This is a genomic window from Streptomyces griseoviridis, assembly GCF_005222485.1.
GTDB classification, from domain to species: domain Bacteria; phylum Actinomycetota; class Actinomycetes; order Streptomycetales; family Streptomycetaceae; genus Streptomyces; species Streptomyces hintoniae.
The window spans coordinates 3,599,946-3,621,612 of the sequence record NZ_CP029078.1; the positions used below are offsets into that span (position 1 = coordinate 3,599,946).

A 21,667-nucleotide genomic window follows, 5' to 3' on the forward strand; every position below is an offset into this window, starting at 1 on the left:
GGTGAGTTGTGCGGTGCGCGGGTGCCCCGCCCCCGCTGGAGGGGCAGGACACCCGGGCGATGCGGTCAGTGGCTGTCGGGCACCTTGTCGTCGCAGGGTCCGCAGTCGGCGGCGTCGACCTCCCAGAGTTCGATGTCGACAGCGAACCCCGCCCGCCCGATGAGGTCGGCCGTGCGCATCACCGTTCCGTCGCGACGCCGCTCGACGAGGGGCGCGTGATGCTTGTACCGACCGCCGTTGTACAGATCGCAGAACGCGAAGTAGACCGGGGTGTCCAGGATGATCTGGTGAATGCCGAGGTCGACCGTGAAGCCGGGCCCCATGTCGGCGCCTGGGTTCTCCACGGCCGTGACGAGATAGGCGACGGCCTGGCCGAGGACGCGCTCCGCGAGGCTTCGAACGGCGACGCTGTCCCGCAGCAGCAGCCGGACCTCCCGCTCCCACAAGTCGACGCCCTCGGACCCCGGAGCCTCGAAGATGTTGTAGCGCCGTTCTTTGACATGTGGCCGGACGGCGTTCAGCAACGTCCGCGGATCGCGGTACTTGGTGGTGCCCGGGACTTCGAGTAAGACGGTCATGCCGCTGGTGTCCTTCCAGGAGGTCGGATTTCCATGTGCAGCACGATGGTGGCGAGCAACACCGAGCAGGTCGAGGGTTATTCGCGTTGTCGGGTAAAGAGAGAGGACCACTCGCTCAGCAGTTCCCGACAGTCGTCGCCGACCACCGCACGACGTTCGTACGCCATGAAATCGCCGAGATAGGCGGTCACATCGCGATGGTCGTAGAGCATCAGGGAGCCTGTGCCGGTCTCCACCGTGACCAGGCGCCGATCGTAGACGGTGAAGGTGTTGAGGGACTTCTCGGGCATGTACCCGCCGAGCGGGATCACGCCGATCCGCACATTCGGCAGACGGGAGACCGACACCAGCCTGTCGAGTTGCATGGCCATGCCCGCGGGAGGGAGCAGGGACCATCTCACCGCCTGTTCCGTGAGCACGAAGGTGAACGACTTCGAGGTGTCATAGAGAACCTGCTGCCGTTCCAGCTTCTTCGCAAAGGTCTTGGACTGGTCCCCGGGAACATCAGCGATACTGGCACGCACGTATTCGGGGGTGGCCAGCAGACCGGTGACCATGGACAGGAGAAAGAACCGGAACTCCGTGGATATCGCTTCGAGCCGCGCCAGTTCGTTCTGCTTCTTGTCCAAACCTCTGCGGCGCGAGCGCCAATGATCGTGCCATTCCGTGTTGGCGGTCCTCACCAACGCCATGATCTCGACAGCCCGGGGGCCCTGCGCCCCGAGGGCACGCAGGATCAGCTCGACGTCGAGGAGCTGGGGAGTGAGCTTTCCGCTCTCGATGTTGCTGACCTTGGTCTGGGACATGTTGCAGCGCCGAGCGAGCCAGGTCTGCGTCCGCCCGGACCGCCTACGCTGGTCCCTCAAGGCTTCCGCGAGGTCGGACCTGGACCGCCCCAGGTTCTCGGGTTCAAGCGTCAAGACCCTTCACGTACTCCTCGAAGGGCACCGCTTCCGCCAGCGCCAGGCTCTGGCAGTCGAGATATCTGCCCACGTCCCCGTCTTGGACCTCCCGGCTGATCTGCCTGCCGTCCGCGTCGTAGTTCATGAGGACGACTTCGCTCCGGTCGAAAATCCAGAAGTCCTGGAATTCCGCCAGCGGGTTCTCCCTGTCCGTCACGTCCAGGATCCGAATGTCCTCCCCTGCCCGTGCGTGCGGCGCGTAGTACCGAGCGAACTCGAAGCGGAGGTAGTCCGAAAGCGGGCGGCTCACGATGTGCACGCGCCCCTGTGACCGCCCCTGCTCCGCCTGTCGACGCAACCGGTCCGTGTAGGTGTTGGAGACAGTCCGGGGATCGACGCGGACACCACGCCGGAATTCCGCGAAGGGTTCTTCCTCCTGCGGCATGAGGTACTGCGGCAAGGTCTCGAGCCGCCAAGCCTCTGTCTTGAAGTCACGGAACCTCGCTCTCCACGCCTCACCAGCCAAGAGCACGGAATGCCTCCCTCAGTACCGCCTCCGGGATCTCCACCAGGCTCTCCCCGTCGGGCGGCTGGAAAGAATCCGACGTGTCACCTTGGACGATGAACGATCCACTGGCGGTGCGGTAGATGGTGGGGCAGTCGTCCTCGCCGCAGGTGCCACCGCCGTTTCCGTTGCCGTTGCCGTTTCCGGTCAGACGGGTCAATTCCTGTTGGGCCACGCCGAACCCCCTTGGTTTCGTCCCCGGTCGGGGCTCCGGCAACGACCGTACGAGGGCAGGTCGCGGCCGTCCATCCGGCAACGCGCATATTCGCGTTGTCGGGTAAAACGGCGTCGTCGTCGGCCGGGGCCTTGGAGCCACGCGAGGTCGAGCACCCGCTCAGCCGCCCTCCCCCCGCACCCTCAACGGCTCCGTCGCGCGGATTCGGAGGGGTGGGCCCTCGTCCAAGGTGAGGAGGATCATGACTCTCGTGGACGGGTCCGGTTCGCTCTGTGTCGACTGGACCGACCTCCACTCCCCCCACATCCGTACCCACTGCCCCGGTCGCACCAGGGCCGCCGCGATCTCCCTCGTCCCGGGCTCGGTCAGGAGGGTCGGGGACTTCAGTTCCGCCCATACCGTCTTGCCGATCCCGGCCCCGTGTTCCTCGTAGCCCCAGCGGTCGGCCAGCGCCTCCACCAGGAGCAGACCCCGGCCGCCGGTCTCGTCGGTGTCGGGGGTCCGCGCCTCGGGACGGCCCCCACCCGTGTCGCTGACCTCCAGGCGCAGCAGGCCCTCGGCCGGCGCCCGCGCGATCCGCACCCCGACCTGGTGTCCTCGTGGCACCGGCACCTTCAGCGCGTTGGTCAGCAGCTCCGACAGCACCAACTCGGCCGACTCGCCGACCTCTTGGTCGACCTCCCAGCCACCCAGCACCGCGAGGAGCGCGGCGCGGGCCCTCGGGACGCTCCGACGGGACCGGGGGAGGCGGAACGTGACGTCGACCGAGGCTGAACTTGCTTCCATGACGCTCCCTGAAGGCCGGTTCCCGGTCGGCACCCACTGGAGCGGCGCATGCGCCGGAAGGATGCCCGTGCTCATGGCCAGCAGAATGGGGGCGCACCGCATCAAACTGCAACGTTGCTGAATGAAATGGTGTCAATTTTCCATCGTTCGAGTTACTCCTCGCTCGTCGAGTCCGCTGCTCTGCTTAACGTGTCGGCATGCCCGCGAAGACCTCCGCCCCGAATCCCTCGACCGTTCTCGGTCGCCAACTCGGTGACGCGTTGCGCCGGTTGCGGGAGGCGTCCGGACTGACCACCACGCAGGCAGCGGACGCCCTCGACTGCACCAAGGGGAAGATCAGCCGGATCGAGAACGGGCGGGTGGCGGTCCGCCTCCCCGATCTGACCGCGATGCTCCACACCTACCGGGCGACGGACGCCGAACTCCACGACCGGCTGACCTCCTTGGCGCGCAAGGCCAACCGCCGCCGCAGGCAGGGCTGGTGGAACCGGTACGGATCGGTCCTGCCCGACACCTACCGCGACTACATCGCGCTGGAAGCCATGGCCGGGGAGATCCGCACCTTCCAGGCCCAGCTCGTTCCCGGTCTGCTGCAGACCCCCGAGTACATCCGTGCCGTCACGGCTGCCTCACGTCAGTGGCAGACCGAAGACGAGATCGAGAAGTTCGTCCAGGTCCGTCTCGCCCGGCAGGAACGGCTCACCGGTGATGCGCCGTTGCGTCTGCGGGCCGTGCTGTCGGAGGCCGTTCTCCTTCAGCAGGTCGGCGGGCCCCGGGCGATGCGCGCGCAGTTGGAACACGTCATCGCTCTCTCCGAGCGTCCGAATGTGACCGTGCAGATCCTTCCGTTCTCGCACGGCGCCCACGCGAGTATGTTCGGTCCGTACGTGGTGCTGCGGTTCCCCGGGGAGGCGGCGCTCGACGTGGTGCTGGCGGACAACCCGACCGGCTCCGTGTGGCTGGAGCGGGAGGCTGAGGTCGGTCGTTACCAGGAGGTGTTCGACATCGCCTGCGCCTCCGCGCTCTCCCCTGTGGAGTCCCGCGCGCTCATCCACCACCGGGCCAAGGAGCACCGAGCATGAACCACGCCCCCCGCACCGCGCCTGACCTCTCGGAAGCGACCTGGCGCGGCAGCACCTACAGCGGCGGCAACAACGAGTGCGTGGAGATGGCCGACGGGATATCCACCGCCGTTCCTGTCCGCGACAGCAAGCGTCCCCTCGGTCCCGTGGTCGCCTTCGGACCCCGCGCCTGGCGGGAGTTCCTGTCCTCGCTCGGGCGGTGACTCAGAGCACGCCGCCCGCCTCGTCCTGGAATGCCTCCGTCCAGTAGTGCCAGTCCGTCGGGGGCAGGGACACCGCCGTCGGGTCTATCGCGGCGAGCGTCTGGAGCATCGTCGTCGCCAGTTGGTCGTACGCCTCCGTCGACAGCTCGTGGGACAGGTCCGCGTCTATCGCCTTCTCCCGGTGCAGGAGCCAGAGGGTGAAGGCGAGGGTGGAGACGTCCGTGTTCAGGGGGGTGAGGGTGGCCTCGGGCTCGCTCCAGTTCAGGACCGCGCCCGTCGCGCCGTCCACCACCAGGCTGTTCCCCTCGACGAGGTGGCCCAGGCGGATCAGGCGGGCCGCGTGGGCGGGGAGTTCGGCGCTGTCGTCGTCGGCGTAGTGCTCGGGGAGCGTCGGCAGCGGGACGTCCGTGTCCAGGTGGAAGAGCAGGCCGTCCTCCGGCAGGCCCGTCTCCCGCAGGAAGCGGCGGGTCGGCCCGTGGGTGAGCGTCGGCGGGAAGTCGAGTTCCTCGAAGCGCCACACCGCGCCCTGCCCGAACTCCTTGTCGAGAAGGCGGCCGGGCAGTTCCAGCGCAAGGCCCGACTCCGCTCCCGGGGCCGGGACCAGGGACAGCGGGCGGATCAGCGCTGTCATCTTCCAGAACGGTGACAGCTCTCCCTCCGCGTCCTCCTCGAACAGCGCGAGCAGCTTGCGGGACGCCTCAGCCGCCGTCTTCTGCCCGTGCCGGCCGGCGAAGGAGGCGAACCTCCCGCGCAGCCCGGCCAGTTCGTCCGCGGCGGTGGCGAACGAGACCAGGGTGCGCAGGGACGGCGCGAGCGGGGCCGGGTCCATCAGGTCGGGGCGGTCGGGCAGGAAGCATGTCGTCGCAACCTCGCCCGTGACGCCGTCGAGGAGGATCGACTCGGCGTCCATGGTGCCGGGCGCGCGCAGGGCGCCTATGACGAGCTGGTCCCTCAGCTCGGGGGAGAGCGCGTCGGCCCCGGTGCCGCCGGTGGTGTCGGCCACCGTGCGCAGGCCGGTGCCGAGCAGGCCGTCGAAGGTGAACAGGCCGTTGTCACCCGGCAGTCCTGGGCCGGTCAGCCAGCCCCGGGTCGCCGCGTGGGTGATGTAGGGATCGAGTTGGTCCTCGGTCAGAGTGATCGCCGGTACGGCGATGTCCGTCGTGCTCATCTTTCCGTTCCCCCGGAGTCTTCCCGCGCTCTGTCCCCTCGCGGGGCATCGATGGACGGGCGGGACCGTCCGCCGTCTCCCACCGTTCAGAACCCTACGCCCCACCACTGACAACGCCCCCGCACCCGCACTGACCTGCAACGATCCCCACAGAGGAGGGAGGCCGACGGGCAGGCGGGAGCCGGGTGGGTAAGGGCGGTGGCTCCTCGCGGGTTCCGGCCTGCCGGCTGACCAGTTGGACGGCCGGACGGACGGGCGGCCGGGCGGCCGTCCGGCGGGACAGCCGTCGGCCTGTCGGTCCGTCGGCCTGTCGGCGGACTGGTCAAGCGGCCGGCTGGCCGACCGTCGGACCGGCCTGCGGACCGGTGTGCGGGCGGACCGTTGTGCGAGTCGGTCGCCCGTCCGCCCGCCCCCCGCCCGTTCCCGGAGAAGGTCCCTCACCAAGGACGCCGGACGGGCCTGAAACGTTCCCCGCCCGTCAGAACCGACCCAGCTCCCGCACCGGTGTCGTCCCGCCCTCGGAGCGCCCGCAGCACCCGGGGCGCCCGCAGCACCCGGATCGCCCGCGGCATCCGAAACTTCCACGGCATCCGGAGCACCCACAGCCCCCGGAGCCACCGGAGCCGCCGCAGCCCCCAGAGCCACCGCAGCCCTCGACGCCGGTCACTGCTGGTTCGTCACCACCGCCGCCTGGGGGCGGATCGGGAGGCGGTTGACCGGGCGGCCGGTCGCCGCGCGGACCGCGGACGCGATGGCCGCCGGGGACGTCACCACCGGCACCGCGCTGACCGCCTTCGCGCCGAACGGCGCGACCACGTCCCGTTCCTCGACCAGCTTCACGATCCGGATGTCGGGGGTGTCGAGGGCCGTCGGCAGGCAGTAGCCGGTGAGGTCGGGGTGGCGGACGATCCCGCGCGCGGTGCGCAGGTTCTCGGTGAGCGCGATGCCCACGCCCTGGGTGACCGCGCCCTCGATCCTGGCCACCAGTTGCGCCGGGTTGAGGACCCGGCCGACGTCCTGGGCGAGCGCCAGCTCCACCACGCGGACCGAGCCGAGCTCGATGTCGACGTCGACGACCGCGCGGATCGCGCAGAACGCCATGCCGACGAACGCGTCGCCCTGTCCCGAGCCGTCCAGCGGCTCGGTGGGATGCGGGCGGCACTGGGCGGTGGCCCAGAGTTCCTTGCCGTCCATGGCCTCGGCGACGGTCGTCGAGAGGACGCCGTCGTACGAGGTGATCTTGCCGTCGGTGATCTGGAGCAGCTCCGTCGACATGCCGAACTTGTGTGCGAGCGGCTGGAGGAGCTGGGTGCGGACCATCTTCGCCGCGCGCTCCACCGCCCCGCCGGAGACCCAGGTGTGCCGGCCGCGGCTGCCGGGGCCAGCGGGCGGCTGGTCGGTGTCGACGGGCGCCACGTGCACCTCGTCGATGCCCAGCGTCTCCTGGACGATCTGCCGGGCCAGGGTGGTGAATCCCTGGCCGGTCTCGACGGCCGCGCACAGCACGGTGGCGACGCCGTCGTGGACCTTCACGGTGGCCGTGGAGACCTCGTCGGCGCCCTCGGCGCCCAGCATGTGCACCATGCCGAGGCCGTAGCCGACGCCCCGGCGCACCGCGCCGGGTTCGCCCGCGCCCTCGGGTCCGCCGGGCAGCAGCCACTCGTCCTCGGGGGTGTCCTTGGGCAGCGGCGGCAGCGGGAACTCCCGCACCGCTTGGAGGAGTTCGGCGACCGGCGCCGGGCAGGTCACGGTCTGCCCGGTGGGCAGGACGTCGCCGGTGGCGAGCGCGTTGCGCAGCCGGAGTTCGGCCGGGTCGACGCCGAGCCGCTTGGCCAGTTTGTCCATCTGCGCCTCATAGGCGGCGCACACCTGCATGGCGCCCTCGCCGCGCACATGGCCCGAGGGCGGGTTGTTGGTGCGGACCGCCCAGCCCTCGATGAACGCGTTCGGGACGACGTAGGGGCCGCACGCGAAGCCCACGGCGGCGGCCAGCGCCTCGCCCGAGGTGTCGGCGTAGGCACCCGCGTCGAGCAGGATCTGCGCCTCGACCTTGATCAGCCTGCCGTCGGCGTCGGCGTGGTGCCGGTAGCGCAGCAGGGTGGGGTGGCGGTGGACGTGCCCGAGGAACGACTCCTCGCGCGTGGCGGTGAGTTTGACCGGGCAGCCGGTCTTCAGGGCGAGCAGGCCGAGCGGGAGCTGGAAGCCCTGGTCCTCGCGGTCGGCGGTGGCGCCGGGCACCCCGGTGACGACGATCTTGACGCGGTCCTGTTCCAGGCCGAAGCAGGCGGCGGCGGTGTCGCGGTCGGTGTGCGGGTCGGTGGAGGCCAGGTACAGCTCGACGCCGCCGTCCGGGCGGGGCACGGCGAGACCGGCCTCGGCGCCGATGGGGGCGGGGTCCTGGCGGCCGATGCGGTAGAGGCCCTCGACGACGACCTCGCCGGCCGCGTCCGGGTCGCCGTGGCGCAGCGGGATGTGCCGGATGAGGTTGCCGTCGGGGTGCAGCGGCTCGGCCTCGAAGGCTTGTTCGGGGTCGGTGACCGGGTCGAGGACCTCGTACTCGACGGTCACGGCGGCCGCGGCCATCCGCGCGGTGTCGGGGTGGTCGGCGGCGACGGCGGCGATCGGCTCGCCGTGGTGGCGGACCACGTCGGAGGCGAAGACCGGGCGGTCGGCGGTGCCGCGGCCGTGCCGGGCGGTGCCGGGGACGTCCTCGTGGGTGATGACGGCGCGGACGCCGGGCATCTCCCGCGCGTGGGTGGTGTCGATGGAGACGATGCGCGCGTGCGCGTGCGGGGAGCGCAGGACGGCGGCCCACAGCAGGCCCTCGGCCCACAGGTCGGCCGCGTACGGGAAGGTGCCCTCGGTCTTCGCGCGCGCGTCGGCGGCCGGGAGGGAGGCGCCGAGGCCGTGCGGGATCGGCTCGGGGGCCGGTGCTGCCTCCGCGGCGGTGGTCGCGGTGGCGGCTTCGTTGGTCACGGCTGGCCTCCGTCCTGTCCGTACGCCTGGTCATGCGTCGAGGGGTCGAACGCCGACGGGTTGACCCCGCCGGAGCCGGGTCCCGCCTGATGGGGGATACGGGGTTCGTCGCCGTCGTGCTCGGTCTGCGGCTCGGCGGAGTGCGCCTCGCGTTCGGCGACGACCTCGTTGACGGCGTTCAGGACGCCCCGGTAGCCGGAGCAGCGGCACAGGTTGCCGCACAGGGCCTGCCGGGTCTCCAGTTCGGTGGGGGCCGGGTTGCCCTCCAGGAGGTCGTGCACGGTCATCGCCATGCCGGGCACGCAGAAGCCGCACTGCACGGCGCCGCAGCGGGCGAGGGCGCGCTGCACGTCGGAGGGGCGGCCGTCCTCGGCGAGCCCTTCGACGGTGCGCACCTCGGAGCCGGCCGCGGTGACGGCGGGGACCAGGCAGGAGGCGACGAGACGGCCGTCGACCTGGACGTTGCACGCCCCGCACTCGCCCTGTGAGCAGCCGTCCTTGGCGCCGGCCAGGCCGAGCCGTTCGCGCAGCACGTAGAGCAGCGACTCGCCGATCCAGGCGTCGGTGACGGGCCGTTCGACGCCGTTGACGCGCAGCACGTAGGAGGCGAGGGGGTGTTCGTCGCCGGTGGGCGGCGGCGGGTCGTCGGAGGGGGTGGCCGCGGGCTCGTCGGGGGCGGCGGGGTCGGTGGCGTCCGGGGTGGGGGACGCGTCCGGCTCCGCGGGCCCTTCGGCGGCCTCAGCGGGCCGCTGGACGGCCTCGGAGGCATCGCCGGACTCATCGGCCGCCGCAGCCTCTCCCGGCCCCTCAGCGGCGGCTGGGGCGGCCGGGGCGGGTTCGGTGGCCCCCGGCGCCGGCACAAGCCCGGACGCGAGTCCCGACGCGGGCTCCGCCTCGGGGTGGCGCGCGGGGTGTCCGGCGTCGGCGGCCCGGTCGTCGGTCCGTCCGTCGGCCTGCCCGCGCGCCTGCCCGTCGCCGGGGAACTCCCCGGCGTGCGGCGGGACATCGTGCTCCGGCGCGTGCGGTCGGCCGTCGGGGGCGACGGCGGGATCCGGCGCCACGGGCGCGTGCGCGTCGACGACGGGCACGCCGTGCGCCGGGGTCCCGAGCACCGGGGTCCCGTGCCTCAGGGGATCCGGAACGCCATGGTCCTGGCCGCCGTGATCCGGAACGCCATGGTCCGGAACGCCGTGGTCCCGCCCGTCTTGGCCCGGCACGCCCTGGCCCGGTACGCCGTGCATCGGCGTTCCGTGCGCGGGAGTTCCGTGGTTTTGGGTCCCGTGGTCCGGGGTCCCGTACGGCGGTGTCCCGTGAACCGACGTCCCCTGGGCGGGCGTTCCCTGGGCCGGGATTCCGGGCGCGGGGGTTCCGTACACGGGCGTTCCGTGCAGCTGGGTCCCGTGCGCCGGTGTCCCGTGCGCCTGGCCCGTGTGTCCGAGGCCGTGTCCCTGGTCAGGCCGGTGTCCCTGGTCGGGTCCGTGGCCGTTCCCGTGTTCGTGCCCGTTGCCCGGCACCCCCGGGTCCTGTCCCCACGGCTGTCCCTGGGGTCCCAGCGGTCCCGCGGGGCCCGAGAGTCCCGTCGGGTCGTGCGGTCCCAGCGGTCCCGCGGGCTCCGGCCGCTCCGTCGCCCAGGGTGCGGACGCGCCGCCCGGGAGGGTCGCCGGAGGGGTGCCGCCGCCCCACTGCTGGACCAGCGACGACGTCGTGAACTCGCCCGACTCGTCCGGCAGGTCGCCGCCCGCGAGCGGGATCGACCACTGTCCCGAGCCGTCCTGGTGCACGGCGCCCGGGTCCTGCGTCTCGGGCACCTGGTGGCCGTCGTAGGTCCACTGCTGGGCGGCGCCCGGCCGGTAGGTGAAACGGTCGTCGCCGCCTTCGTGGGGCGTCTGGTTCGGGTCGGGCCACTGGCCGCCCTCGGGCGTTCCCCACTCGCCCTGCGCCTGGTCGGGCGTGGCGGTGATGCGCGGCGGCACGTATCCGTGGCCCGGCGCGGCGAGCGGACTGTCGGCGGACGCCAGGAGCGCGTCGATGCCGCCCTCGGGGAGTTTCACGAAGGCGGTGGCGCCGTCGTCGTAGTCGCCCTGCGGCAGCGGGTCCCAACGGCCGCCGCTGCGGGGCGCGCCCTCTCCGTGCTGGTCGTCGGTCACGACAGCGCCCTCCCCAGTGCTCGTCGGGCCAGTGCGGCGACGGTCCGCCGCAGGTGCAGTACGGCCGGCGGGAGCTGCGGTACGGAGCCGTCGGGCTCGGGGGCCGGGTCGGGGATGCAGGCGGCGGCGACGTACTCGCCGAACGCGCTGAGCGCCTCCGGCACGATCGTGCGGCCGTTGTCCCAGTCGATGAGGCGGGCGACCCAGTGCTCGGCGTCCAGCGGCCGCAGCGGCATCGGGGCGATGGCGCCGACGGCGCACCGCACTCCGCGCCGCGCGGGGTCGAGGACGAGGGCGACGGAGGCGGCGGCGCGGCCCGGCCCGGTCCTGCCGGTGGCCTTGAGGAAGACCTGCGGGGCGTGCAGCAGCGGTACCCGCACGAAGCCGATGAGTTCGCCGCCGCGCAGCATGTCGACGCCGGCCAGCAGGTGCGAGACGGGGATCTCGCGGCGGGCGCCGTCCCGTCCCGCGATGATCAGTGTGGCCTCCAGGGCGGCGAGCACCGGCAGCGCGTCCCCGGTGGGGGCGGCGGAGGCGATGTTGCCGCCCAGGGTGCCCGCGTTGCGGATCTGGGGCGGTCCCGCGGCGCGGGCTGCGGCGGCGAGCGCGGGGATGAGCGCGGCGAAGTCGGGGCGGCCCATGCGCGCGTGCGTGAGGCCGGCGCCGAGGAGCGCGTGGCCGTCCTGGTACTGCCAGCCGCGGATCTCGCTGATCCGGCCGAGGCCGACCAGCGCGGCGGGCCTGAGCTGCCCGGAGTTGACGGCGGCCATCAGGTCGGTGCCGCCCGCGACGGGCACGGCGGCCGGCACGGCGGCGAGCGCCGCCACGGCCTCGTCCAGTGTCGTGGGCAGCGTGACGGCCTGCGCCGCCTGCGGTGCGTGCGTGGTCAAACCGGCTACCCCTTCCGCTGCCCCACCTGGTCCCACCTGTGCTGCCGTACGGTACGTGCTGACAGGGCGGACGTGGCAACTCTGGCACATCTTCGCAGGGCACGAGGACAGGGGTCCGCTAGGCGGCATTCGCCCGCCTCACCAGGGAGATGGTCCGGTTTCGCACGGCATCACCGAGGAGAGCGAATTGCCACTCTTCGGTGATGCTTGCGGGTGTTTATCCCCCTGGTGCGGGGAATTCCGCTACCGGTTGGGCGGAGTTCCGTCGATCGGGCGGCCCAGCACTCCGGGGCGCCGCTGCCACGGGGTGGGTCCGGTGGGCGGCCGGTATCCGACCCCAAGGGCGTCAAGTCGCCGGTAGTGGGCGGCCATCCGCCCCTCGAAGCCGGCGAAGTCACGGTCGGCCGGTTCCGGCAGGGTGCTCCAGGCCACTTCGGCGAAGGCGGCCAGCCTCGGGAACGCCTGGTAGTCCACGCGCGCGGGGTTCTCCATCACCTCGGTCCACAGGTTGGCCTGGGTGCCGAGGACGTGCCGGGCCTCCTCGGGGGTCAACTGCGGGGGAACCGGCTCGAAACGGTAGACGTCCTCCAGGGTGCGCACGTAGCCGATGGGCACCGGCTCGTCGGCGCCCGCGTCCTGCCGGTGGTCCAGGTAGACGTGCTGTTCCGGGCACATGACGACGTCGTGTCCCGCGCGGGCGGCGGCGATGCCGCCCGCGTAGCCGCGCCAGGAGGAGACGGCGGCGCCGGGCGCGAGGCCGCCCTCCAGGATCTCGTCCCAGCCGATGAGCCGGCGTCCGCGGGCGGCGAGCCAGGTGTCGAAGTGCCGTACGAACCAGGACTGGAGGCCGTTCTCGTCGCCGACGCCGAGTTCGGCGATGCGCGCCTGTGCGGCCGGTGACCGCTTCCACTGGTCCTTGGGGCATTCGTCGCCGCCGATGTGCACGAACTCGGACGGGAACAGACCGAGCAGTTCCTCGAACACGCCTTCGTAGAAGCGGAGGGTGTTGTCAGTGGGGGCGAGTACGTTCGAAGAGATCCCCCAACTGTCCCAGACCGCGAGGGAGGCGGTGTCGATGACGTCCGTGTTGCCGAGTTCCGGGTACGCGGCGATGGCGGCCTGCGAGTGTCCCGGTACGTCGATTTCCGGGACGACGGCGATATGCCGTTCGGCCGCGTAGGCGACGATCTCGCGGATGTCGTCCTGGGTGTAGAAGCCACCGTGCGGCTTCTCCTCCCAGAGCGGTGAGGCGCGGTGGCCGAATTTGGTGCGGGACCGCCAGGAGCCGGTCGCGGTCAGCTCCGGGTAGCGCTCGATCTCGACGCGCCAGCCCTGGTCGTCCGTCAGGTGGAAGTGGAAGACGTTCAGTTTGTGCGCGGCCATCAGGTCGAGATACCGCAGCACGCCGTCCTTGGGCGTGAAGTGCCGTGCCACGTCCAGCATCAGGCCGCGCCAGCGGAGCCGGGGCGCGTCCTCGACGGTCAGCGCGGGCAGCGGCGGGGGCCCGTCGCCGGTCACGGGGGCGCGCCGGAAGGCGTGCGGGCCGAGGAGTTGACGCAGCGTCTGGGCGCCCCAGAAGACGCCTGCCGGGTCGCCGCCGCGGATCTCGACGCCGTCCAGGGCGTGCACGGTGAGCCGGTAGCCCTCCGCCGGGAGGGCGTCGTCGATCAGGAGCCGGACGGCTCCGGGGGTGTCGGCGGGGCCCGGTGGCAGGGTGAGTGCGAAGGCGGCGCCCAGGGTGGCGCGCAGCCACCGTTCGGTGGTGCCGGTGCCGGGTCCGGCCCACAGGGTGGTGGCGGCGTCCAGGGTGAGTCCGTCGGCGGAGGGCGCCTCGACGCTGCGGGGCGCGGGGATCAGATGGGCGGTCGGTGAGGTCACGTCAGTCCTTGACCGCTCCGCCCAGTCCTGAGACCAGGCGTCGCTGTACGAGTACGAAGAAGACCAGGACGGGGATCGTCATCACGGTGGACGCGGCCATCACGCCGCCCCAGTCCGGCTCGTCCGGCTTGAAGAAGACCAGCAGGGCCATCGGCAGCGTCGATTGGGAGGTGTCGCTGATGATGAAGGACTTGGCGAACAGGAAGTCGTTCCAGGCCGAGATGAAGGAGAACACGCTCGTCGCGACCAGGCCGGGCAGGACGAGCGGGAAAAGGATCTGCCAGAGAAAGCGGGCGCGGCTCGCGCCGTCGATGTAGGCGGCTTCCTCCAGCGCCTCCGGCACCGCTTTCACGAATCCGCGCAGCATCCAGATCGCGAACGGCAGCGAGAAGGCGAGGTGGGGCAGGATCAGGGCGCCCAGGGTGTTGAGTTGGCCCATGTCCCGCATGAGGAAGAACAGCGGGATGGTGAGCGCCTCGACGGGCACCATCTGGGCGACGAGAAACATGATGAGGAGGGTGGTCCTGAAGCGGAACCGGAATCGGGTGACGGCGGTCGCGGCGAGGAACGCGATGAGCGCGGAGGCGATGACGACACTGCCCGCGACGATCACGCTGTTGAGGAAGTACCGGCCGAATTCCTGTTGTTCGAAGACGCGCCGGAAGGAGTCGAGGGTGGGGGCGGTCGTCCACGGCCTGGGCTCGCTCGACTCGATCTCGTCGGCCGGTTTGAAGGCGCCGAGCACCATCCAGTAGAGCGGGAAGGCGACGACGACGGCGATGAGGAGCGCCGACGCCTCGGCCGCGAGCCGCCAGGGGCGCCGGACGAGCGGGTTTGCGGTGGTCACAGTTCCTCCCCCTGCCGGCGCAGCAGCCGCAGGTAGACGAGGGTCACGGCGAGCAGGATGAGCAGCATCACGACGCCGATCGCCGAGCCGAGGCTGTACTGCGAGGAGGCGAAGGCCTGTTGGTAGGCGTACACGTTCAGGACGAGGTTCTGTCCGGCGATGCCGCCGCCGCCCGTCATGACGTAGATCTGGGTGAAGACCTTGAAGTCCCAGATCACCGACTGGATGGTGACGACGGTCAGGATGGGCCGCAGCATCGGCGCGAGCACCGAGCGCCAGATCCGCCACTGGGAGGCGCCGTCGAGGGAGGCGGCCTCCAGCACTTCGGCGGGCACCGAGCGGATGCCGGCGTAGACGGTGACCATCACGAACGGGAAGGAGCACCAGACCACTTCGAGCAGGACCAGGAAGAAGGCGCTGAAGCGGCCGTAGGTCCAGGAGTGGTCGCCGAGCCCGAGGAGCCGGTTGACGGGGCCGAAGTCGGGGTCGAAGAGGAACAGCCAGACGGTGGAGCCGGTGACGGCGGGGGTGGCCCACGCGCCGAGCGCGGCGAGCATCAGGGCGAGCCTGGGCAGCGCGCGCACCCGGGTGAGGAGCACGGCGAGGGCGCAGCCGACGGCGAGGGTCGACAGGACGCAGGCGGCGGCGAAGACGACGGTGGCGCCGAGCACCTGCCAGAACTGCTCGTCGGCGAGGAGCCGGCGGTAGTTGCCGAGCCCTTCGAAGGTGGCCGGTTGTCCGCCGCTCACCTGGGCCTGGGTGTAGTGGAAGAGCGAGATCAGGCCGAGTTGGTAGATCGGGTAGACGAGCAGGGCGCCGAGGACGACGAGGGCGGGGGCGAGATACAGCCAGGGGATGCCGCCCGCCCGGCCGCGCGGTCCTGGTCCGGTGCGTCGGGGCGGGCGGGGTGTGGCGCGTGACCGGCCGTCCGCGGGCCGCGTCCGCCCGCGGACCGCGGCCACGGGGGTGTCGGTGGTCATGGGCGTCACCCGGCGGAGCCGAAGGCGTCGTTCATCTTCTTGGCGGCGTCGGCGGAGGCCTTCTCGACGTCCTTCTTGCCGCTGATGACCTCCTGGAACATGGTCGGCAGTACCAGCGAGGAGTCGATCTGCGACCAGGCGGGTGAGGCGGGGACGAACTTGGTGCCGGCGGCGAGGGTGTCGACGAACGGCTTGACGTAGGGCTGCTTGGCGGCGATCTTGTCGCGGACGTCGGTGAACGTCGGCAGGAAGCCCATCGCGTCGAACATCTCGCTCTGGGTCTTCTTCGCGGCGAGTTGTTCCATCAGGGCGACCGCGAGGGTGCGGTGGGAGGTGCTCTTGAGGACGCCGATGTTGTTGCCGCCCGCGAAGGCGGGGGCGACGGAGCCGGGGGCGACGCCGGGCAGCGGCACGACCGCGTACTTGCCCTTGACCTTGCCCGCCTCGACGGCGGCGTGGCTGAAGTCGCCGCCGATCGCCATGCCCGCCTTGCCCGCGGCGAACGCGGTGACGGTGTCGTTGCCGCCCATTCCCGCGCACTTGGCGGCGGGGCAGTTGTCGTCGCTGAAGAGGCCGGTGTAGGCCTTGATGCCCTTCCGGGCGTCCTCGCTGTCGATCGCGGAGGCGTAGGAGCCGCCCTTGCCGGTGGCGAGTTCACCGCCGTTGGCCCAGACGAACGGCATGGCGCCGTAGGTGTAGGCGCCGCCGACCACGAGTCCGTAGAGGTCCGGCTTCGCGGCACGGATCTTGCGTGCGGTGGAGGCGAGTTCGGCCATGGACTTGGGGGCCTTGACGCCGAGTTCGTCGAAGATGTCGGTGCGGTAGTAGAGGGCGCGGACGCCGACGTAGTAGGGGACGCCGTAGACCTTGCCGTCGACGGTGACCGACTGTTTGGCGGTGGGGTCGCTGTCCTTGGCCTCGCTCCAGTCGGCGAAGTCGGCGGAGACGTCGAGGAGTCCGCCGTCCTGGACGTATCCGGCGGTGTCGGTGTTGCCGTACTCCATGACGTCGGGGGCCGACGCGGGGTCGTTGAAGGCGGCCTTGACGCGCTGGGCGCGGGTCTCGACCGGAATGTACTCGATGGCGACCTTCGTCCCCTTGTGCGCCTTCTCGAAGTCGGCGACGACGGAGTCGACGACCTTCTCCTTCGGCTTGTTGCCGACCTCCTGGAACAGCCACACCCGCAGGGTGCCGCTCTGGTCGTCCTTGCCGGACGAGGAGTCGGATGAGGTCTGCGGGGCACATGCGGTGGCGGTGAGGGCGGCGGCGACCAGGGAGGTCAGCAGCGCGGCGCGTCGGGGGGCGAACGTCATGGAGCAGGTCCTCCGAGAGTGCGTTGCAAGGCATGCAATGGGTGTTTCGCTCTGCACAACACCCGGAGGCTATGGAGTAGATGAACGCGCCCACAAGAGGTCTCAACCACTTCGTGACATGCGAGAGGCCCCCGGGCGCGCACCGGCGCACCACAGGGGCCTCAGGAAGCTCGGACGGTACGGGCTACTTGTCGCCCTTGCCCTTGCCCTCGTCGCCGCCACCGCTCATGGACTCGTAGATCTCCTTGCACATGGGGCAGACGGGGTACTTCTTCGGGTCGCGGCCCGGCACCCACACCTTGCCGCACAGCGCCACGACGGGCGTGCCGTCGAGGGCGCTCGCCATGATCTTGTCCTTCTGGACGTAGTGGGCGAAGCGCTCGTGGTCGCCGTCGCCGTGGGACACCTGCGGCGTCGGCTCTACGAGGGTCCCCGTACCAGTCCCGCGCTCGGGCTCAAGAGTGCTCATAGGAGCCAAGGGTACTGAAGGGCGCACCCGTCAGTTGAGCGAAGGGTCGTCGGGATACGTGGCCACCATCGCCAGCTCGTTGCGCTGCCGCCGCAGCACCTCGCGCCAGAGCCGCTCGGGGGCCGGCGAGGAGACGTCGCCCGGCTCCGACTCGACGACGTACCAGGCGCCGTCGCCCAGCTCGGACTCCAGCTGCCCCGGGCCCCAGCCCGCGTACCCGGCGAAGATCCGCAGGCTGCCGAGGGCCTTGGCGAGCAGTTCGGGCGGGGCCTCCAGGTCGACCAGGCCGATCGCGCCGTGCACCCGGCGCCAGCCGAGCGGCGCGCCACGCCCGGACGACCCGCCCGGGATGACGGCGACCCCGAGCGCGGAGTCGAGGGAGACCGGGCCGCCCTGGAAGACGACGCCGGGCTCGCCCGCGAGGTCGGCCCAGCCCTCCAGGATGTCGCCGACGTCCACCGGGGTGGGCCGGTTGAGGACGACACCGAGGGAGCCCTCCTCGTCGTGGTCGAGAAGGAGCACCACCGCGCGGTCGAAGTTCGGGTCCGCCAGGGCGGGCGTGGCCACGAGCAGCCGCCCTGTGAGCGAGGACACCTCGGTCATGGCAGACATGATCCCGCATCTTCGCTCCGCGTGGGGAGGCAATGGGCGTCGGGGAGTGAATGCAGCTCAGGGCGCAAGGACGCGTCACGGGCGCACGGGCCCCGCGGTGACGCGGTGTGTCCGGACGAGGGCTGTTCGTGTTGTGACGGAGCCGGGACGGCGCGGTGCGGTCCGTGGGCTTACAGAAGGGGGGTGGGCGGCGATTACCCTTTCCCTTCTGGCCCTGCCCCACTTATCGGAACGCGAGATACATGACCGTCAACGGCTCTGATGACGTCCTGCTTGTCCACGGCGGAACCCCGCTGGAGGGCGAGATCCGGGTCCGCGGTGCGAAGAACCTCGTACCGAAGGCCATGGTCGCGGCCCTGCTCGGCAGCGGGCCGAGCCGGCTGCGCAACGTTCCGGACATCCGTGACGTGCGGGTCGTACGCGGCCTGCTGCAACTGCACGGGGTGACGGTCCGTCCGGGTGAGGAGCCGGGCGAGCTGGTGATGGACCCGACGCACGTGGAGAGCGCCAACGTCGCGGACATCGACGCCCACGCGGGCTCCAGCCGGATCCCGATCCTGTTCTGCGGTCCGCTGCTGCACCGTCTCGGCCACGCCTTCATCCCCGGGCTCGGCGGCTGCGACATCGGCGGCCGGCCGATCGACTTCCACTTCGACGTGCTGCGGCAGTTCGGCGCGCGGATCGAGAAGCGCGAGGACGGGCAGTACCTGGAGGCGCCGACCCGGCTGCGCGGCACGAAGATCCGGCTGCCCTACCCGTCGGTCGGCGCGACCGAGCAGGTGCTGCTGACGGCGGTGCTCGCCGAAGGCGTGACGGAACTCTCGAACGCGGCCGTCGAGCCGGAGATCGAGGACCTGATCTGCGTGCTCCAGAAGATGGGGTCCATCATCGCGATGGACACCGACCGCACGATCCGCATCACCGGTGTGGACAGCCTCGGCGGCTACGACCACAGCGCCCTGCCTGACCGCCTGGAGGCCGCCTCCTGGGCGTCCGCGGCGCTCGCGACCGAGGGTGACATCTTCGTCAGGGGCGCGCAGCAGCGGTCGATGATGACGTTCCTGAACACCTACCGCAAGGTGGGCGGGGCGTTCGACATCAACGACAAGGGCATCCGCTTCTGGCACCCCGGCGGACAGTTGAAGTCGATCGCGCTGGAGACGGACGTCCACCCGGGCTTCCAGACCGACTGGCAGCAGCCGCTGGTGGTGGCGCTCACGCAGGCCACCGGTCTCTCCATCGTCCACGAGACGGTCTACGAGTCCCGGCTCGGCTTCACCTCGGCGCTGAACCAGATGGGCGCCCACATCCAGCTGTACCGCGAGTGCCTGGGCGGTTCCGACTGCCGTTTCGGCCAGCGCAACTTCCTGCACTCCGCGGTCGTGTCGGGCCCCACCCGGCTCCAGGGCGCCGATCTGGTCATCCCCGACCTGCGCGGCGGCTTCTCGTACCTGATCGCCGCTCTCGCGGCCCAGGGCACGTCCCGGGTGCACGGCATCGACCTGATCAACCGCGGCTACGAGAACTTCATGGAGAAGCTCGTCGAGCTGGGGGCGAAGGTGGAGCTGCCCGGCAAGGCGCTCGGCTGACGAGCTTGCCCCGGCCGCCGCGGCGGCCGGGGCAAGGTTTCGGCCAGACAGGAACGCGTTGGGGCGGCGCCCGTGAACCGGGCGCCGCCCCATTGGCGTTCTACGCGCCGCGCACCGTCCCGCGGTGCGCGGACGGCAAGATCACTTGCCCTTGGCGGCTTCCTTGAGCTTCGAGCCCGCGGAGACCTTGACGCTGTAGCCGGCCGGGATCTGGATCGGGTCGCCGGTCTGCGGGTTGCGCGCGGTGCGAGCGGCACGGTGGGTGCGCTCGAAGGTCAGGAAGCCGGGGATGGTCACCTTCTCGTCGCCCTTGGCGACGATCTCGCCGACGGTCTCGGCGAACGCGGCCAGAACGGCGTCGGCGTCCTTGCGGGTCACCTCGGCACGGTCGGCCAGCGCGGCCACCAGCTCACTGCGGTTCATGTTGTTACTCCCGTGTTCTTCTTGCCGTTGACGCGTGCCACGCGGCGGAGCCGCATGTATAGGCGCTGTGAAAGCCGATGCGCTCGCGCCCAGGGACGCATCCTGCCCCTACCTGCTGCGGGAAAGCCAATCCGGCACTCGTAGGAGTCGTGAGAGCACCCTAGGGGAGTCACCTCGAAGGCCTGCGCGCGCCCGCCACCCTAGAGGGCGCTCGTCGGGGCAGGGTTCCGCGACGCGCCGTGCAGGGGCCATGGGTGGTGATGCTCACAGCCCTTGCACACTACGCCGCGCCTCTGACAACCGCTTCCTGCGGCTGCCTACTGGGCGACGCCCGCCGCCTTGGCCGCGTCCCGCACGGCGCCCGCGACGGCTCCCGCGACCTTGTCGTTGAAGACGCTCGGGATGATGTAGTTGGCGTTCAGCTCGTCCTCGGTGACGACGTCCGAGAGGGCGTTCGCCGCGGCCAGCATCATGTCCGTGTTGACGGTGCGGGACTGGGCGTCGAGCAGGCCGCGGAAGACTCCCGGGAAGACCAGCACGTTGTTGATCTGGTTGGGGAAGTCGGAGCGTCCGGTGGCCACCACCGCGGCCGTCTCGCGGGCCACCGCGGGGTCGACCTCGGGGTCCGGGTTCGCGAGCGCGAACACGATGGCGCCGTCGGCCATGGCGGCCACATCGGCGCCGTCCAGCACGTTCGGGGCGGAGACGCCGATGAAGACGTCGGCTCCGCGAACGGCTTCCTTGAGGGTGCCCGTGAGGTTCTCGGGGTTGGTGTTGTCGGCGATCCAGCGCAGCGGCGACTCGGCGGCGGCGTCCCGCAGGTCCTCGCGGCCGGAGTGCACGACCCCGTGGATGTCGGCGACGACGGCGTTCTTCACGCCCGCGGCCAGCAGCAGCTTGAGGATGGCCGTGCCGGCGGCGCCCGCGCCCGACATGACGACCTGGATGTTCTCGATCGCCTTGTCGGTGACGCGCAGCGCGTTCCTGAGGGCGGCGAGAACCACGATCGCGGTGCCGTGCTGGTCGTCGTGGAAGACGGGGATGTCGAGGGCCTCGCGCAGCCGTGCCTCGATCTCGAAGCAGCGGGGGGCGGAGATGTCCTCCAGGTTGATGCCCGCGAAGCCGGGGGCGATGGCCTTGACGATGGCGACGATCTCGTCGGTGTCCTGGGTGTCGAGGCACAGCGGCCAGGCGTCGATGCCGGCGAACCGCTTGAACAGGGCCGCCTTGCCCTCCATGACCGGCAGCGCGGCCTTGGGGCCGATGTTGCCGAGGCCGAGCACCGCGGAGCCGTCCGTCACGACCGCAACGGAGTTGCGCTTGATGGTGAGGCGGCGGGCGTCCTCGGGGTTCTCGGCGATCGCCATGCAGACGCGCGCCACACCCGGGGTGTAGATCATCGAGAGGTCGTCACGGTTGCGGATGGGGTGCTTGGACTGCATCTCGATCTTGCCGCCGAGGTGCATGAGGAACGTACGGTCGGAGACCTTGCCGAGGGTCACCCCCTCGATGCCGCGCAGTTCCTCGACGATCTCGTCCGCGTGGTTGGTCGAGGTCGCCGCGATGGTGACGTCGATCCGGAGCTTCTCGTGACCGGAGGCGGTGACGTCGAGGCCGGTCACCGAGCCTCCGGAGGACTCCACGGCCGTGGTGAGCTGCGAGACGGCGGTTCCGCTCGCGGGCACCTCCAGCCGGACCGTCATCGAGTAGGAGACGCTGGGCGCCGTAGCCATGGCCGACTTCCTCTTTCACCGTGTAACCGTGTCGCTCTGTATGCCGTCCGATCGTCGCACCTACCCCTGAGTACGTGGTAGCCGCCCTGGGTTGCGGACGTTTTGTTCATAGCCAGGGGCGCGATTTCGGAAAACAGCTTCCACCATACGAGATTTGGCGGGGCGGCGAAAGGTTTGACCACAGCCGGGGGGATGAACCTCGCGGAGGGGAATTGCCGTACGGGGATCGTTTGTTACCGTGGACGTGACACCGGCTCGATCCAAGCCCCCGGGCCCAACCTTCGTCGCTACGAGCGACCACTTGCCGCGAGGCGAGCATGGCGGGCCGGTGTCATAGCGTGAGGCCGAGGC

General features: G+C 71.0%; 20 protein-coding genes. 3 read left to right on the forward strand and 17 right to left on the reverse strand.

Translation table 11 applies throughout. The annotated features are described in order from the left end of the window. Positions 1 to 65 precede the first annotated feature (65 nt). From DDJ31_RS15160 to DDJ31_RS15180, 5 genes are all read right to left on the reverse strand, one after another. On the reverse strand, positions 66 to 578 hold the full coding sequence (locus tag DDJ31_RS15160) for a hypothetical protein (RefSeq protein ID WP_127179755.1): 513 nt from the start codon (positions 576 to 578) through the stop codon (positions 66 to 68). Positions 579 to 655: 77 nt separating this feature from the next. Then, positions 656 to 1,498 (reverse strand): helix-turn-helix domain-containing protein, encoded by an 843-nt coding sequence (locus tag DDJ31_RS15165; RefSeq protein ID WP_127179754.1) that lies wholly within the window; start codon positions 1,496 to 1,498, stop codon positions 656 to 658. After that, a complete protein-coding gene (locus DDJ31_RS15170; protein WP_127179753.1) occupies positions 1,488 to 2,012 on the reverse strand; it encodes a DUF6879 family protein in 525 nt (174 codons plus the stop codon). The genes DDJ31_RS15165 and DDJ31_RS15170 overlap by 11 nt, the downstream gene beginning before the upstream one ends. Next, on the reverse strand, positions 1,996 to 2,220 hold the full coding sequence (locus tag DDJ31_RS15175; RefSeq protein WP_127179752.1) for a hypothetical protein: 225 nt from the start codon (positions 2,218 to 2,220) through the stop codon (positions 1,996 to 1,998). Before DDJ31_RS15175 ends, DDJ31_RS15170 begins: the two co-directional genes overlap by 17 nt. 159 nt (positions 2,221 to 2,379) lie before the next feature. Beyond that, a complete protein-coding gene (locus DDJ31_RS15180) occupies positions 2,380 to 3,006 on the reverse strand; it encodes an ATP-binding protein (RefSeq protein WP_127179751.1) in 627 nt (208 codons plus the stop codon). A gap of 197 nt (positions 3,007 to 3,203) precedes the next feature. Here DDJ31_RS15180 and DDJ31_RS15185 point away from each other — a divergent pair, with 197 nt between their 5' ends. Then, on the forward strand, positions 3,204 to 4,088 hold the full coding sequence (locus DDJ31_RS15185) for a helix-turn-helix domain-containing protein (protein WP_127179750.1): 885 nt from the start codon (positions 3,204 to 3,206) through the stop codon (positions 4,086 to 4,088). After that, positions 4,085 to 4,291 carry a DUF397 domain-containing protein gene (locus DDJ31_RS15190; RefSeq protein ID WP_127179749.1) on the forward strand — a complete coding sequence of 69 codons (207 nt, stop codon included), beginning with the start codon at positions 4,085 to 4,087 and terminating at the stop codon, positions 4,289 to 4,291. The genes DDJ31_RS15185 and DDJ31_RS15190 overlap by 4 nt, the downstream gene beginning before the upstream one ends. A 1-nt stretch (position 4,292) precedes the next feature. On the opposite strand, the gene DDJ31_RS15195 is transcribed toward DDJ31_RS15190, so the two are convergent. The 10 genes from DDJ31_RS15195 to DDJ31_RS15240 all read right to left on the reverse strand — a co-directional run bounded on the left by DDJ31_RS15195 (position 4,293) and on the right by DDJ31_RS15240 (position 17,562). After that, the gene (locus DDJ31_RS15195) at positions 4,293 to 5,459 is read right to left on the reverse strand and encodes an SUKH-4 family immunity protein (protein ID WP_127179748.1); all 1,167 of its coding nucleotides are present in this window, start codon (positions 5,457 to 5,459) and stop codon (positions 4,293 to 4,295) included. A 663-nt stretch (positions 5,460 to 6,122) separates the two neighbouring features. Continuing rightward, positions 6,123 to 8,435, reverse strand: coding sequence for a xanthine dehydrogenase family protein molybdopterin-binding subunit (locus DDJ31_RS15200; protein WP_127179747.1), 2,313 nt, complete (start codon positions 8,433 to 8,435; stop codon positions 6,123 to 6,125). Next, a complete protein-coding gene (locus DDJ31_RS15205) occupies positions 8,432 to 10,582 on the reverse strand; it encodes a 2Fe-2S iron-sulfur cluster-binding protein (protein ID WP_127179746.1) in 2,151 nt (716 codons plus the stop codon). The genes DDJ31_RS15200 and DDJ31_RS15205 overlap by 4 nt, the downstream gene beginning before the upstream one ends. Further along, complete coding sequence (locus DDJ31_RS15210) at positions 10,579 to 11,472, reverse strand: FAD binding domain-containing protein (RefSeq protein WP_127179745.1); 894 nt, start codon at positions 11,470 to 11,472, stop codon at positions 10,579 to 10,581. The genes DDJ31_RS15205 and DDJ31_RS15210 overlap by 4 nt, the downstream gene beginning before the upstream one ends. Positions 11,473 to 11,715: 243 nt before the next feature. Further along, positions 11,716 to 13,350, reverse strand: coding sequence for a beta-N-acetylhexosaminidase (locus DDJ31_RS15215; RefSeq protein WP_127179744.1), 1,635 nt, complete (start codon positions 13,348 to 13,350; stop codon positions 11,716 to 11,718). A 1-nt stretch (position 13,351) separates the two neighbouring features. Continuing rightward, on the reverse strand, positions 13,352 to 14,197 hold the full coding sequence (locus DDJ31_RS15220; protein ID WP_127179743.1) for a carbohydrate ABC transporter permease: 846 nt from the start codon (positions 14,195 to 14,197) through the stop codon (positions 13,352 to 13,354). After that, positions 14,194 to 15,177 (reverse strand): carbohydrate ABC transporter permease, encoded by a 984-nt coding sequence (locus DDJ31_RS15225; RefSeq protein WP_127179742.1) that lies wholly within the window; start codon positions 15,175 to 15,177, stop codon positions 14,194 to 14,196. The genes DDJ31_RS15220 and DDJ31_RS15225 overlap by 4 nt, the downstream gene beginning before the upstream one ends. Positions 15,178 to 15,182: 5 nt before the next feature. Then, on the reverse strand, positions 15,183 to 16,490 hold the full coding sequence (locus tag DDJ31_RS15230; protein WP_127179741.1) for an extracellular solute-binding protein: 1,308 nt from the start codon (positions 16,488 to 16,490) through the stop codon (positions 15,183 to 15,185). Between the two features lie 184 nt (positions 16,491 to 16,674). Continuing rightward, on the reverse strand, positions 16,675 to 16,959 hold the full coding sequence (locus DDJ31_RS15235; RefSeq protein WP_093824921.1) for a DUF3039 domain-containing protein: 285 nt from the start codon (positions 16,957 to 16,959) through the stop codon (positions 16,675 to 16,677). Between the two features lie 30 nt (positions 16,960 to 16,989). Next, positions 16,990 to 17,562, reverse strand: coding sequence for a YqgE/AlgH family protein (locus tag DDJ31_RS15240; RefSeq protein ID WP_164784962.1), 573 nt, complete (start codon positions 17,560 to 17,562; stop codon positions 16,990 to 16,992). A 251-nt stretch (positions 17,563 to 17,813) separates the two neighbouring features. Here DDJ31_RS15240 and murA point away from each other — a divergent pair, with 251 nt between their 5' ends. Beyond that, positions 17,814 to 19,160 (forward strand): UDP-N-acetylglucosamine 1-carboxyvinyltransferase, encoded by a 1,347-nt coding sequence (gene murA, locus DDJ31_RS15245; RefSeq protein WP_127179739.1) that lies wholly within the window; start codon positions 17,814 to 17,816, stop codon positions 19,158 to 19,160. Between the two features lie 141 nt (positions 19,161 to 19,301). Here the strand turns inward: murA and DDJ31_RS15250 are convergent, their stop codons facing one another. Both DDJ31_RS15250 and DDJ31_RS15255 read right to left on the reverse strand, forming a co-directional pair. Beyond that, entirely contained in the window at positions 19,302 to 19,583 is a 282-nt protein-coding gene (locus DDJ31_RS15250; RefSeq protein WP_007382399.1) for an HU family DNA-binding protein, read from the reverse strand. A 317-nt stretch (positions 19,584 to 19,900) separates the two neighbouring features. After that, complete coding sequence (locus tag DDJ31_RS15255; RefSeq protein ID WP_127179738.1) at positions 19,901 to 21,316, reverse strand: NAD-dependent malic enzyme; 1,416 nt, start codon at positions 21,314 to 21,316, stop codon at positions 19,901 to 19,903. Between the last annotated feature and the right edge of the window lie 351 nt (positions 21,317 to 21,667).